Annotated in this window: 12 protein-coding genes; 1 reads left to right on the top strand and 11 read right to left on the bottom strand. The window is 36.4% G+C overall.

Annotated features, from left to right (window positions below; translation table 11 throughout):
- Positions 1–343: 343 nt before the first annotated feature.
- The 11 genes from EQ827_RS06225 to EQ827_RS06175 form a co-directional block, all read right to left on the bottom strand.
- Positions 344–4,654 (bottom strand): PolC-type DNA polymerase III, encoded by a 4,311-nt coding sequence (locus EQ827_RS06225; RefSeq protein WP_181190128.1) that lies wholly within the window; start codon positions 4,652–4,654, stop codon positions 344–346.
- Positions 4,655–4,669: 15 nt separating this feature from the next.
- The gene (locus EQ827_RS06220) at positions 4,670–6,376 is read right to left on the bottom strand and encodes a proline--tRNA ligase (protein WP_181190127.1); all 1,707 of its coding nucleotides are present in this window, start codon (positions 6,374–6,376) and stop codon (positions 4,670–4,672) included.
- Positions 6,377–6,404: 28 nt separating this feature from the next.
- Positions 6,405–7,679: an RIP metalloprotease RseP gene (gene rseP / locus EQ827_RS06215; RefSeq protein WP_181190129.1), complete on the bottom strand. Its 1,275-nt coding sequence runs from the start codon at positions 7,677–7,679 to the stop codon at positions 6,405–6,407.
- Between the two features lie 16 nt (positions 7,680–7,695).
- Positions 7,696–8,511 carry a phosphatidate cytidylyltransferase gene (locus tag EQ827_RS06210; protein WP_181190126.1) on the bottom strand — a complete coding sequence of 272 codons (816 nt, stop codon included), beginning with the start codon at positions 8,509–8,511 and terminating at the stop codon, positions 7,696–7,698.
- A 13-nt stretch (positions 8,512–8,524) separates the two neighbouring features.
- Complete coding sequence (locus tag EQ827_RS06205) at positions 8,525–9,253, bottom strand: isoprenyl transferase (RefSeq protein WP_181190125.1); 729 nt, start codon at positions 9,251–9,253, stop codon at positions 8,525–8,527.
- A 107-nt stretch (positions 9,254–9,360) separates the two neighbouring features.
- Positions 9,361–9,918, bottom strand: a complete 558-nt coding sequence (frr, locus tag EQ827_RS06200) for a ribosome recycling factor (RefSeq protein ID WP_181190124.1) — start codon at positions 9,916–9,918, stop codon at positions 9,361–9,363.
- Positions 9,911–10,642: a UMP kinase gene (pyrH, locus tag EQ827_RS06195; RefSeq protein ID WP_181190123.1), complete on the bottom strand. Its 732-nt coding sequence runs from the start codon at positions 10,640–10,642 to the stop codon at positions 9,911–9,913. The genes frr and pyrH overlap by 8 nt, the downstream gene beginning before the upstream one ends.
- A gap of 89 nt (positions 10,643–10,731) precedes the next feature.
- Entirely contained in the window at positions 10,732–11,610 is an 879-nt protein-coding gene (gene tsf / locus EQ827_RS06190) for a translation elongation factor Ts (RefSeq protein WP_181190122.1), read from the bottom strand.
- Between the two features lie 90 nt (positions 11,611–11,700).
- Positions 11,701–12,510 carry a 30S ribosomal protein S2 gene (rpsB, locus tag EQ827_RS06185; protein WP_181190121.1) on the bottom strand — a complete coding sequence of 270 codons (810 nt, stop codon included), beginning with the start codon at positions 12,508–12,510 and terminating at the stop codon, positions 11,701–11,703.
- A 136-nt stretch (positions 12,511–12,646) separates the two neighbouring features.
- Positions 12,647–12,907, bottom strand: a complete 261-nt coding sequence (locus tag EQ827_RS06180) for a GIY-YIG nuclease family protein (RefSeq protein ID WP_181190120.1) — start codon at positions 12,905–12,907, stop codon at positions 12,647–12,649.
- Positions 12,900–13,622 carry a tRNA1(Val) (adenine(37)-N6)-methyltransferase gene (locus tag EQ827_RS06175; RefSeq protein WP_181190119.1) on the bottom strand — a complete coding sequence of 241 codons (723 nt, stop codon included), beginning with the start codon at positions 13,620–13,622 and terminating at the stop codon, positions 12,900–12,902. Before EQ827_RS06175 ends, EQ827_RS06180 begins: the two co-directional genes overlap by 8 nt.
- Before the next feature lie 55 nt (positions 13,623–13,677).
- Between EQ827_RS06175 and EQ827_RS06170 the strand changes: the two genes are divergently transcribed.
- Complete coding sequence (locus tag EQ827_RS06170) at positions 13,678–14,304, top strand: lysophospholipid acyltransferase family protein (RefSeq protein WP_181190118.1); 627 nt, start codon at positions 13,678–13,680, stop codon at positions 14,302–14,304.
- Positions 14,305–14,398 lie beyond the last annotated feature (94 nt).

Genomic DNA, 14,398 nt, shown 5'->3' with positions numbered 1-14,398 from the left:
GTATGAACTTATTTAGTCGAACAATATACTGCAACACCTATTAAAATATAGTTCCACCTAAATACAACTATAGACGTAGATACGATGTGATATTTACAATTTCAACAATTATGTGCTAAGCTATAACATTTTTTGACAATACAAAGATTTTCTTTCGGGTAGTTTTGGTTGTTTGCCGAAAACTATTATACCGAAGGGAAGTTTTTCTCGATAAAGCTCTTCTGTCCCCCACAAGTAAAACTTGTGGTTTATTTAACCCATATTAACCAAAAAGAGTTGAGCCATAAATCTGACTCAACTCTATTACTACAATTTGATTGCACTAAAAGTCTCTTAATTAAATTTAAAACAGCGATAATTGATTTTCATCAGGCAATTGATCAATCACATGATTTTGTGTTAAATAATCAATAATCGTTTTGGAAACCTTACCTCGTTTCGATAAGTCCTCTTTAGATAAGAAAGGCTGTTCTTCACGAGCGGCCACAATTTGTTTGGCCACACTTAAACCTAAACTGGGTACGGCAATGAATGGTGCTAATAAAGTGTGTTCATCAATAATTTGAAAATTAGTAGCATCAGATTTTTCAATATCAACCATTTTGATATTAATACCACGTGCCAAACACTCATTAGCGACCTCTAAAACTGTCAATAAATTTTTATCTTTGGTACTAGCATCCATTCCTTGTTCGTTAATCGCCTGCATCGCCGCTTCAACTGCATTTTTACCTTGCGCCATTGCTTGTAAATCAAACATATCACACCGTACTGAAAAATATGCACAGTAGTAAATAATTGGAAAATGAACTTTAAAATAAGCGATACGTAAGGCCATAATAATATAAGCTGTAGCATGAGCTTTAGGAAACATATATTTGATTTTTAAACAAGAATCAATATACCAATCAGGTACATTCTTATTGGCTCGCATTTCATCTTGCCATTCATCCGGAATTCCACGCCCTTTACGGACATGTTCCATAATTTGAAAAGCCATTTGGGAGTCCATACCCCAATGAATTAAATCCATCATAATATTATCCCGACAGCCGATAACATCTTTTAAGGTAACAATGCCTTGTTGAATATACTCTTCAGCATTTCCCAGCCACACATCCGTCCCGTGTGACAAACCAGATATTTGTAGCAGTTCAGCAAATGTTGTGGGATGAGTTTCTTCCAACATTCCGCGAACAAAGCGGGTTCCAAATTCAGGTATTCCCAAAGTCCCCATTTTAGAATTAATTTCTTCGGAAGTTACTCCTAATGATTCTGTTCCAGAAAATAATTTCATGACACCAGGATCATCAGTAGGAATAGTTTGAGGATCAATTCCCGATAAATCTTGCAACATCCGAATCATGGTCGGATCATCATGACCTAAAATATCAAGCTTTAAGATATTATCATGAATTGAATGAAAATCAAAGTGCGTCGTTTTCCAAGCAGCTGATTGATCGTCAGCGGGATATTGGATAGGAGTAAAATCGTAAATATCCATATCATCGGGCACAACGATAATTCCAGCAGGGTGTTGACCGGTGGTGCGTTTAACGCCAGTTGCACCCGTAGCTAGCCTGTCTTTTTCAGCACTTCGAAATTTTTGATCTGTTAATTCTTCATAATTGCTTACATATCCATAAGCAGTACGATCTGCCACTGTGCCGATGGTCCCAGCACGAAAAACATGATCTTCACCAAATAAAACTTTAGTATAATTATGCGCCACGGGCTGATAATCTCCCGAGAAGTTTAAATCAATATCTGGAACTTTATCACCCTTGAATCCAAGAAAAGTTTCAAAGGGAATATCTTGACCATCTTTTCTCAAGGGGGTACCACATTCAGGGCATGGTTTATCTGCCAAATCAAAACCAGATCCAATTTCGCCTTGAGTGAAAAACTTCGTATAATGACATTTAGGACAACGATAATGTGGTGGTAAAGGATTGACTTCGGTTATTCCCGTCATGGTTGCTACTAAACTGGAACCTACTGAACCCCGAGAGCCAACTAAATAACCATCTTTATTACTTTTGTGAACTAAACGTTGTGCAATCAAATAAATGACCGCAAATCCATTGCCAATAATACTTTTAAGCTCTTTGTCTAGACGTTCTTGAACAATTGTCGGTAAGGGATCACCGTACAATTGCTTAGCTTTGTTATAAGTTAGATCTTGAATTTCTTGTTCTGCCCCTGGCATTTTAGGGGTATATAAGCGATCTTTAACTGGAGTAATGTCATCAGCAATCCAAGCCGCTACTTGATGAGTATTATCAACGACAATTTTTTGTGCTTTTTGAGCATCTAACCACTTAAAGGCCGCTAACATTTCATCTGTAGTTTTAAAATTAGCCAACGGTAACTTTTGACGGGCTAAAGGGTTGCTTTTAACAGCCTTTACAATAATATCACGATAAACGGCATCTTTTGAAGCAATATAATGTACGTCCCCACTAGCCACTACTGGCTTATTTAAAGCTTCCCCTAACTTAATAATGTTGGTTACAATTTCATGTAAGGACTTAATATCGGCAATTAAGTTCGAATCTAATAGTGGTTGATAGATATCATCAGGCATAACTTCTAAATAATCGTAATATTGAGCTTTTTGATAAGCCTCATCATAACCCTTTTGCATCATTGCTGTGAAAACCTCACCTGAACTGCAGGCTGAACCAACAATAATACCTTCTCGATATTTATTTAAAATATTGCGAGGCACACGCGGGGTTCGATAAAAATATTCGGTCATGGAAATCGAAACAATCTTAAAGAGATTCTTTAAACCTGCTTGAGTTTTGGCTAATAAAGTAGCGTGGTAGGGACGAGCTTGTTTATAGGCGTCTTGACCACCCAGATGGTCATTAAGCTGTTGAACATTGGTTGTTTTAAAACGACTTTCCATTTCTTCAAGTAATTTATACAATAAATAACCAGTGGTTAAAGCATCTGAATTAGCTCGATGATGATGCTCTAAACGAATTGAATACCGTTTTGCCAAACTGTCAAGCTTATGATTGCGATATTCGGAATGCAGGGTACGTGACATCTCTAGAGTATCAATAATCGGCAAACTTACTGGTGGCTGTTGAGTACGCCTTAAGGCTGCATTCAAAAACCCAATGTCAAAAGTTACATTGTGTCCTACTAAAATTGCCTCACCAACAAATTCTTTGAATTTGGCTAGGGCCTGCGCTTCACTATTAGTTCCACGAACCATTTCATCGGTAATTGAAGTTAGATTAATCGTAGTCGCCGACAAGGGATGACCGGGATCAATAAATTCATCAAAATCAGCAATTACTTTACCATCCTTCATTTTTGTGGCCGCTAATTCAATAATTGAATCGTAAACTGCTGAAAGTCCGGTAGTTTCTACATCAAAAATTACATATTCAGCATCTGCTAATTCTTGATCACGCAAGTTATAGGCAATGGGCTCTCCCTCATCTACCAGATTAACTTCGACGCCGTAAATAACTTTTACTCCATATTTTTGACCAGCACTATGAGCATCAGGAAAGGCTTGTGCTGTAGAATGATCAGTAATAGCAATCGCTGGCTGTCCCCATTCTCCAGCCTGTTTTACCAAATCAGTTGTGGAACTCACCGCATCCATTTGACTCATATTGGTATGCACATGTAATTCAATACGTTTTTTAGAAGCTGTGTCTTGACGGCCCAATTTTTTAATAATATTAATATCATAAGCATTAATTGTTAAATCATGGGAATAGTTATCTTCTTGGACTGCTCCTCGCACTTTAATCCAGATACCTTCATGGAATTCTGCAAATATCGTATCGGAATCATTGGGCTTAGAAAACTTCTTGATAACAAAAGATGAGGTATAGTCAGTAACTTCCAAAATCAATAATTGACGACCAGTTTTTAATTGACGGACTTCACTTTTAAAAATATATCCCTGTATAACAATACCTTGCTGTTCTTCGGTAATGTCTTTCATAGCTATAATCGGCAATTTAGCATCAATAGTTTTGCCTAAATTTTTGATAGCGGGTCCTGCATTAGCGGAGTTAGCCTGTTGAGTTTGTTTTTGGGCAATGGTAGCTGCCAATTGTTGCTGCTGTTGTACTTGTTTTTGCCGTAACTCATCAATTTGTGCTTGTGTCTGTGAATTATCAACAATAACCTTAATATGAAAAGCAGGAAAACCAAAGTTTTGATAACAATTTTCAATAGCAGTTAAATATTTTTGAGTTAGATATTGTTGCAATACATCATTATCCACACTTAAAAATACTTCTTGACCTTGTAAATGTAATCCCTGCTGTTGTGACAATTCTTTCATGACTGAAGAGTTTGGATTAGTTTGAGAAATTACATATGGCCAATATGCTGTTAAAAGTTGTTGGTCAAAATGAGAATCTTGCGTAATTATTTTAAAATCGACTGCATTAATATCAGTAAAACTAGTGGTCAATTGGTGCGCAAATACTTGTAAGCTTTCTACAGGCATAATATTGGCAAATTCGAAAATAAAAGTCCACCGCTGCGACTCCGTGTGGACTTGAACTTTTTGAATTTGTGCTGTCTGAAATAAAGCCGTATTGCGAATTTTGTCCGATAAGTTGAGCTGAGTTAAGAGAGTTTGAAATAAAGCTTGTTGTTTAGTATTAGACAAAAAATCACCTCAGCCTTAGATATAATTTTTTAATAAGATATTAATAGTATCAACAATATCACCTTGAGAAACTTCAATTGCTTCTTCTTGATTACGCAACTTAATTTCAACGATATTATCAGCAGCTTTTTTACCAATCACTATACGAACAGGAATTCCGATTAAATCAGACTCGGCAAACTTTACACCAGCGCGTTGTTTGCGATCATCGACTAAAACAGAAAAATTATTTTCTGTTAGTTGCTGTTCCACTTGTGCTGCCAAGTCTTGCTGTTCTTGTTTTTTAGAATTCATAATAATAATATGCGCTTGATAAGGTGCCAAAGATAATGGCCAAATCATTCCTTTTTGATCATGGTGCTGTTCTACAATCGCAGACAATAATCGACTTATACCGATGCCATAGCACCCCATGATAATTGGTTGAGGATGACCATTTTCATCTAAAAAGTTAGCCTGAAAACTCTCGGAGTACTTAGTACCCAGTTTAAACACATGCCCAATCTCAATACCACGGGTAAACTGTAAAGTACCCTTATTATCTGGTGAAAGCTCTCCTTTTTTAACCGTCCGTATGTCAACGAATTGACTGACTTGGTAATCCCGATCAAGGTTAGCATTTTTCACCTGGGCATCAGCTTGATTAGCACCCGTTACAGCATTACAGAGATTTCGAATAGATAAATCAGCAATTACGGGAATCTTAGCTTGCAGATTAACTGGTCCTATATATCCAGGAACACTCTTAAATTCAGTTGCAATTTCACTGTCAGTAGCTGGCCTTAATTCACTAGCCTTTAAAACATTTTTTAATTTAACTTCATTAACTTCATAATCACCGCGTATTAAAGCTAAAACCGGCTTATCATCCACAATATAAGCAACATTTTTAATAATCTTTTGAGGAGTAACTTGAGCTTTTTTAGCTAAAGCTGCAATTGTTGTTATTCCAGGTGTTGCAATAGTTTCTAAATCCTGTAAAGGTTCTGTTTGGTTATCAGCAATAATGCTGGTGGCCATTTCTAAGTTAGCTGCATAATCACTCATATTAGAATAAACAATGGTATCTTCACCAATATCAGCAATCGCAGAAAATTCTTTAGAGCCAGTACCACCCATATCACCTGAGTCACCCAAAATAACCCGATAATCTAATCCACAACGATCATAAATCTGACGATAGGCATGTTCCATTTGGTCAAAAATTTTATCTAAATCATCATTATTAGAGGTGAAAGAATATGCATCATACATGATAAATTCACGTCCACGCAACAACCCATAACGGGGACGATCTTCATCACGATATTTTGTTTGAATTTGATATAAAACTTTAGGCATAGTTTTATAAGAATTAAGAACATCTTTAACTAAATAGGTCAAAGTTTCTTCATGAGTGGGCCCTAAAATAAAGTCGCGCTGATGACGATCTTTCAATTTAAAGAGATTATCGCCATAAGTTTCATAACGACCGCTTTGCTTCCACAATTCCGCTGGTAAAATAGCTGGTGCCAGCATTTCAATGGCTTCAATCTTATCCATTTCTTCACGGACAATGCGCTCAATGTTTTGTAAAACACGAAAAGCCAAAGGCAAATAAGCATATACACCGGCAGAAACCTGCCGAATAAATCCTGCCCGCAACATTAATTGATGACTGACTGCTTCTGCATCACTAGGAACCTCTTTTAATGTCGGAATCATAACTTGTGATTGTTTCAACCTTAATACTCCTCCTCAAGACCTTTAATTATTTAATAAAAAAACGCATAATATCATTCCAAGTAACAGCAATCATTAGACCTAATAAAAATACTACCCCCACTAAGTTCACAATAATTTCTGTCTTTTGGGAAACCGGCTTACGTCGGATAGCTTCTACAATATTTAACAATAATTTTCCCCCATCTAGGGCTGGAATGGGCAAAAGATTCATAATACCCAGATTAATTGATAGCCAAGCAATGAAAATAATTACTTGTTTATACCCCATAGCCGCAACCTGTGAAGTTTGCGAGTAAATAGCCACTGGTCCACCTAACTGGTTAATATTAAAACCACCACTGACCATTCGTTTAAGCGCATTAACAATAATACCCATTGAATTAAAAGCTGAGGTAAAGCCATATTTTAAAGTGGGGCCAAACTGATGATTTCGCTGGGGCATAATTCCAATTTGACCAATAGTATCTTTTCCATTTTTAACCGTTTTAGGCTTGACCGTTATCTTTTGTACTTTATGATCAGCCTTGCGAATTGTCAAAGTAGTTGCCTTACCGGGGCGTTGGGCAATAGCTTGAGCCAACTGATCCCAATTGGTAACTTTTTTAGTTTCTACTTGTAAAATTTGATCGCCCGGCTGTAATTGGGCATTAGCTGCTGGAGAATGTGCTTGAATTTCTCCTAATTTGTTCCCCGAACTTAAGGGCCCACCAATTAAAAAGGCACTAATGATATATACAATAATCCCAAAAACCAAATTATTAAAGGGACCCGCTAAATTAGTCAAAAAACGATTTAACAAACTGGCAGAATTAAATTGGACATCAAGCGGTGCAATTTGCATTTCGCTGCCGCTTTCATCAATAATTGTTGCATCATGATCGACAATATACCGTTGAAGATTTTGATCATCGCCGCTTACATATCCTTCAAGATATAATTCTTTTTGTAAATCACTTTGGGCAACTTGTAGAGGAATTAAATCGGCATTATTTTCTTTTTGTGAATTATCAATTTGAATAACTTTTCCTTGCGAATCTAATTGCAGACCGACAATAGTTCCAGGCTTTAATTCCTCATCGTCATCTTCAGCGCCCGCCAACATCACATAACCACCTAAAGGTAAGAGCCGAATAGTATAAAGAGTGTGATTTTTAGTGTATGAAACCAGCTTTGGACCCATACCAATAGAAAATTGACGGACTAAGATACCCGATTTTTTAGCCCAGTAATAATGCCCAAATTCATGGACCAAAACAATTAAGCCAAAGACAATAATAAATGTAATTATGGCAACCAAAATTGACCTCCTGTGGTTATTAAATAAAACCTAAGGCATGAATGAGGGGCAAGACAAAAAGCATACTATCAAAGCGGTCTAAGATTCCTCCATGTCCCGGTAAAATCTTTCCAGAATCTTTAACTCCATAAAAACGTTTATAGGCTGATTCCACTAAATCACCAATTTGACCAGCAATTGATAAAATAATTGTTAGAATAATCAGCATTGGAATATTAGGACTCATGGTGGTAATATTACGAAATTGATTGAAGCCAACCATATATATTATTGCAAAAATTACAGCTGCAATTACACCCCCAATAGATCCTTCCCAGGTTTTATTAGGGCTAATAGCGGGATATAGCTTGTGTCTGCCCAATTTACGACCTACAAAATAAGCACCACTGTCAGTCACCCAGACAATAATCATTCCAAATAATAATAACGATAAACCACCAGAATCTGAATTACGAATTGCTGCTAAATAATGAAAGCCATTACCAATATAAAACATTGATAAAATTGTAGTTCCCGCATCTTCGAAATTATAATTATTTTTAGTAAATACCATCCATATTAACAATAAAGCTACAAAAACATAAGCTAAATCAAAACGCGAAAAACTATCTGGCATCCACTTTAAGGCACTTTCTGGTAGAGACAGCAGTAAAACTCCAATCGCACCAATTACAAAATCTAAAGAAACTATAATTCGCTTGCGCATTATATAAATTTCCGATAGACCGACTACCGCTAGTGCTGAAGCAGCAATATCTATCCATACCCCACCAACAATGATAATGGGGATAAAAATTATTAAAGCAACAATCGCTGTAATTATTCTTTTTTTCAATATTTTACCTCATTTATCCTTTTTTATCTAAACCACCAAAGCGTCTATCTCGTTGGCTATACCTTTGTAAGTCACGCTTTAAATCGACCACCGAATAATCAGGCCAATATTCATCCACAAAAATCATTTCTGCATAGGCTAATTCCCATAAATAAAAGTTTGATAACCGCTGTTCGCCACTCGTACGAATTAATAAATCGGGATTTTGTAAATCAGCTAATTGGGCACTTTTAAGATAACTGGAAAAAGTTTGTTCGTTTAATTGCGCTAGTTGAACTTTTTGTTGTTGCAAATCTTGGCAGTATAACTTAACAGCATTTATAATATCGCTTTGAGCTCCATAATTAAATGCAAAGTTTAAAATCATACCTTGATTATTTTTGGTTTGTTCAATGGCACGCTGACAAACAGCTAAGGTTTTGGCTGGCAACTGTTCTATAAATCCAGTAATCATAATTCGAACTTGATTTTGCATTAAATTAGGCATAAAAGTATCAAAAAAGTCTATTGGCAGTCGCATTAAAAAATTAACTTCGCTACTCGGCCGTTTCCAATTTTCAGTAGAAAAGGCATAGACTGTAAGTGCTTTGATTCCTAGATTACTAGCAGCGGTAGCAATCGTTTGAAGATTATTCATACCGGCTTTATGTCCCGCAATTCGCGGTAAACCGCGCTTTTTAGCCCAACGACCATTGCCATCCATAATAATTGCTACATGTTCTGGTAAACTCAGCTTGACCATAGTAACCCCTAAATTCTTTTAATAATATATAAAGGGACCGTGACTTCTGTCAGCCTAGCCCCTTCCTTTGAAATATTAATCTTAATTACCAATCATGTCAAAGCAAATTAGCCTTCAACTAATTCTTGAGCCTTTGCATCTGCAATCTGTTCAATACCCTTAATATTTTCATCAGTAACTTTTTGCACTTGCTTTTCTAAATCATAGAATTCATCATCAGTAATTTCACTATTTTTTTGCTGCTTTTTCAATTTATCAATAGCTTCGCGTCGAATATTACGGACACTCACCTTAGACATTTCAGAGATTTTTCCTACTTCCTTGGCTAACTCTTCTCTTCTTTCACCAGTTAATTGGGGAATAACTAAGCGAATAACAGTACCATCATTAGCTGGATTAATACCAATATCAGACTTTAATAAGGCTTTTTCTATATCCTTTAAAGCTGTTTTATCAAAAGGTGTAATTAGAATAACTCGTGCTTCAGGAATGCTAATTGAAGCCACCTGATTAATTGGCAGTTCAGCTCCATAATATTCTACAGTAACCCCATTTAAAATGCTTGCATTAGCTCGTCCTGCCCGAATTTTGCCTAAATCACGTTCCAAAGATTCTTGGCTTTTTTTCATATGGTCTTGTGCAGATTCAATAATTGGATTAGTCACAACTTTTTCCTCCTTTAATCGTGGTACCAATTTGTTCTCCCTGAACAACTTTTAAAATATTATCTGGTTCATTCAAATTAAAGACAACTAACGGAATATCATTGTCCATTGATAAAGAACTGGCAGTTGAATCCATAACTCCTAGATTTTTATTGATAACATCTAGTTGAGTTAATTCTTCATATTTAACCGCTGAAGGATCACTTTGTGGATCAGCAGAGTAAACCCCATCAACTCCATTTTTAGCCATTAAAATCACGTCCGCATCAATCTCAGCAGCTCTTAATACTGCTGTGGTATCAGTCGAGAAATAAGGACTACCAGTGCCAGCAGCAAAGATTACAACACGATCTTTTTGTAAATGCCGAATTGCCTTGCGACGAATATACGGTTCAGCAATTTGCCGCATCTCAATGGAAGTTTGAACCCGTGTTGGCACATCAATGTTTTCCAAACCATCTTGGAGTGCTAAGGCATTCATGACAGTAGCCAACATCCCAATATAATCGGCTTGGGAACGCTCCATTCCCATTTCAGCACCTGTTTCTCCACGCCAAATGTTACCACCACCACAAACAATTGCAACTTGCACGCCTAAGGCACGGACTTTTTTAATCTGCCGAGCAATTGAAGCAATTACCGGTGGATTAATGCCAAAACCCTTTTCACCAGCTAGTGCTTCGCCGCTTAACTTTAAAACAACACGTTGATATTTAACTGACATTTGTAAAACTCCTTCGATTTCTTTTAACTATTTTACCATATCACTTGCCGGCTTCGGTAATTTACTCCAAAAAAAAAGCGCAGTGCGCTTTATTTAATTTGTCCCATAACTTCATCGACAAAATTTTCTTGCTTCTTTTCAATACCTTCGCCAACTTGATAACGCTCAAAGTCAACCAGCTTACCGCCTTTAGAAGATACAAATTGAGCAACTGTTTGATCAGGGTCTTTTACAAAATCTTGATCAGCCAAACTAATTTCTGAAAGGTACTTGTTTAAGCGGCCTTCAACAATTTTAGGAACAATTTTTTCTGGCTTGCCTTCATTAATTGTTTCTTCAGTATAAATCTGACGTTCATGTTCAATAACATCACTTGGTACTTGATCACGATCTAAATATTCAGGATTAATTGCGGCTACGTGCATAGCTACATCATGAGCAGCTTCAGCATCAGCTCCATCTAACACTACTAAGGCTGCTACTTTACCGCCATTATGCAAATAAGAGCCGAATACTTGACTATCAGTCTTTTCAACTACTTTAAAACGGCGTAAAGTAATTTTTTCACCGATAACTGCAGTTAAATTAGTAATTGCTGCTTCTACTGTCTCGCCATTAGCCATAGTCAATTTCATGGCTGCAGCTACATCTTGAGGGTTATTTTGTACAATAGTTTCAGCCAATTGTGCGACTAAATCAGTAAATTTATCGTTTGATGCTACAAAGTCAGTTTCAGAGTTAACTTCTAATAAAGCGGCTTTATTGTCAACTATTTTCACAGCTGCTAAACCTTCAGCTGCAATTCGGTTACTCTTTTTGGCAGCTTTAGCTACACCTTTTTCCCTTAATTCATCAATAGCTTTTTGCATATCACCATCAGCTGCAACTAAGGCCTTTTTAGCATCCATCATTCCAACACTTGTTTTATCACGTAATTCTTTAACTTGAGCAGCAGTAATCTTGGTCATTTAACTTTCCTCCTGGCTATTTTAAATATTACATAAGAAAAACCATCTTGGTATTGATAATCTAACAAGACAGTTTTTTCCAAAAACAAATTATTTATTTTCTGAATCTTCAGCTTGTTGTTCTTCATCAGCTGCAACAACTTGCTCAATATCAGCAGTTGCGGTCTCTTCGTTACTATCACTTTGTTCAGGCTGTTGTGGTAAATCCACGTTTTCTTCACCTTGACGGCCTTCAACAATTGCATCTGCCATTTTTGAAGTAATTAAGCGAACTGCACGAATGGCATCATCATTAGCTGGAATAATAACATCAATATCATCAGGATCAGTGTTAGTATCGACCATTGCTACAATAGGAATATTTAATTTGTGTGCTTCCTTAACAGCAATGCTTTCCTTATGAGGGTCAACAATAAACATTACATCTGGAATCCGTGGCATATCTTCAATACCACCTAAGAATTTCTCTAACTTTTGTTGTTGCTTAATTAACAAGGCAACTTCTTTTTTAGGTAAGCGTTCAAAAGTGCCATCTTCAGCCATTTTTTTAATTTGCTTCAAACGTTTGATACGGCTTTGAATAGTATCCCAGTTAGTTAATGTTCCACCTAACCAACGGTGATTTACATAATACTGACCAGCACGTGTAGCTTCTTCAGCAATTGAATCTTGAGCTTGTTTTTTGGTACCAACAAATAAGAAAACACCATCATCAGCGGCAACATCTTTAACGAAGTTATAAGCATCGTCAATCATATGCACGGTTTTTTGTAAGTCAATAATATAAATACCATTCCGCTGTGTGAAAATATAAGGCTTCATCTTAGGATTCCAACGACGTGTTTGGTGGCCAAAATGAACCCCTGCTTCTAATAATTGTTTCATTGATAATACAGACATAATAATTCCTCCATTGGTTTTTCCGCCGCTATCCTACAATCTTGCCACATTTTATTTACTAAAATGCACCGGCAATATCAAAAGCTAGCGTGAGTATTTAATACCATAGAAATTTTACTGTAATTATTGTCAATAATCAAGGTTTTAGATGAAATAGTTTAATTTTTTGTGCTCTAGTGTAGTGTTTAATTTGCCATTCGCGCTTAGATGCTTGAGAACGATCACCCACCAATTCTTGATACACTAATTTTACCGGCCGGCGAATTTTAGTATATTTTGCACCTTTCCCAGCATTATGAGTCGCAATGCGTGCCGGAACATTATTAGAAATACCAGTATAATAACTCCCATCAACACAGTGGACTATATAGACTGAATAAGAATTTGTTTTAGACATGAACAAACTCCCTTAGCTGCTTGGTATAAGTGCCATCATTATTATAAATAATTAAATCCGGCCAAGCCTTTAAACCATTGATGCGCATCGTTTTTCGACATTTAATTAATACCAAATTTGCCAAATCTTCAGAATGTGGATGTACAAAAAGTAACTCTTTTATCGGCAAATGAAATTTTTGTAAGACATAACTTAATTCCAATAACCGATCAGGACGATAAACCAGATATAGGCTGCCATTATCTTTTAATAAGCTACTTGCAGTCTTAGCTAATAATTCTTGATTAAAAAATAATTCATGACGGGCAATATTTTGTGAGATCGATTTGCCCAATTTTTGATGTGATGTGGGCGAAAAATACGGTGGATTACAAGTAATCACGTCCACACTGTCATGAGTTAAATAATCTAAGGCCTTATTAATATTAGCATTTATTAATTGGACTTTTGGCTGTAAATGATTATAATTAATTGATTCTTGAGCCAATTGTGCTAAAGCTTCTTGGATTTCAAATAAATGAGTTGTAGTTTGGAACTTTTGAGCTAGGCACAAGCCGATGATTCCGCTGCCACTGCATAGATCTACTAGATGCTGCCGAGGCTTGATTTGAACCCAGTGGGTCAACAATACAGAGTCAATTGAACTACGGAAAAGTTGCGTATCTTGAAAAATACTTACATCAAAACCGGGAACATGTTCTAAAGTTTTAGTCATTTACTACCTTCCTAACTTTGGTATAATATTTGCAGATCGAAATGAGGATGATTAAATGTTTTATAAAGTATTAGTACCTATTGTTCGCTTCATTATTGCCTTACTTAACGGCAATACCCACTATGAAGGGTTAGATAATTTGCCCCGTGATGAGTCTTTCATCATGGTGGCTCCCCATCGTACTTGGTGGGAACCCCTTCTTTTTGCTTTAGCAGTTAGTCCCTTGCCTTGTGCCTTTATGGCAAAGAAAGAATTATTTAAAAATCCAGTTTTAAGGTTTATTTTAACTCATGCTAATGCTTTTCCAGTTGATCGGAAACATCCAGGGCCTTCTGTAATTAAAACACCAGTGCGTGATTTAACTGCTCGAAATTTGAGCTTAATTATGTTTCCTTCTGGGACACGCTATTCCAATGACCTCAAGGGGGGCGCAGTTTTAATCGCCAAATTATCTAAAAAGACGCTAGTACCAGTAGTTTATCAGGGGCCCTTAACTTTTGGCAAATTTTTATTGCGTCAACGTTGTACTGTTAAATTTGGCAAACCTATTTTAATCGATCGTAAATTAAAAATAACCGACGAAAATATTGAAAAAATAAATCAAGAAATGAAAACAGCTTGGCAAGAAATTGATTTTTCGATTAACCCTAATTTCCATTATGTTCCTAAACACAAATCTTAATTTAATCGATAATCAGACTTCAGCTAATGCTACAGGGGATTGGGATAAAAGTTTTTATCCCAATCCCCTTTTTTAACATTTTGACCTACAAGTG

This window comes from Bombilactobacillus bombi (genome assembly GCF_013607485.1).
Lineage (GTDB): Bacteria > Bacillota > Bacilli > Lactobacillales > Lactobacillaceae > Bombilactobacillus > Bombilactobacillus bombi_A.
The sequence above is the reverse complement of the archived record's forward strand: the minus strand, read 5'-3'. Positions and strand labels throughout refer to the sequence as shown.

Excerpts from the sequence above, each read along its gene's own strand:
- tsf (WP_181190122.1), bottom strand. The coding sequence starts at position 11,610 with ATGACCAAGATTACTGCTGCTCAAGTTAAAGAATTACGTGATAAAACA.
- EQ827_RS06170 (WP_181190118.1), top strand. The coding sequence starts at position 13,678 with ATGTTTTATAAAGTATTAGTACCTATTGTTCGCTTCATTATTGCCTTA.
- rpsB (WP_181190121.1), bottom strand. The coding sequence starts at position 12,510 with ATGTCTGTATTATCAATGAAACAATTATTAGAAGCAGGGGTTCATTTT.
- EQ827_RS06180 (WP_181190120.1), bottom strand. The coding sequence starts at position 12,907 with ATGTCTAAAACAAATTCTTATTCAGTCTATATAGTCCACTGTGTTGAT.
- EQ827_RS06175 (WP_181190119.1), bottom strand. The coding sequence starts at position 13,622 with ATGACTAAAACTTTAGAACATGTTCCCGGTTTTGATGTAAGTATTTTT.
- pyrH (WP_181190123.1), bottom strand. The coding sequence starts at position 10,642 with ATGTCAGTTAAATATCAACGTGTTGTTTTAAAGTTAAGCGGCGAAGCA.
- EQ827_RS06205 (WP_181190125.1), bottom strand. The coding sequence starts at position 9,253 with ATGGTCAAGCTGAGTTTACCAGAACATGTAGCAATTATTATGGATGGC.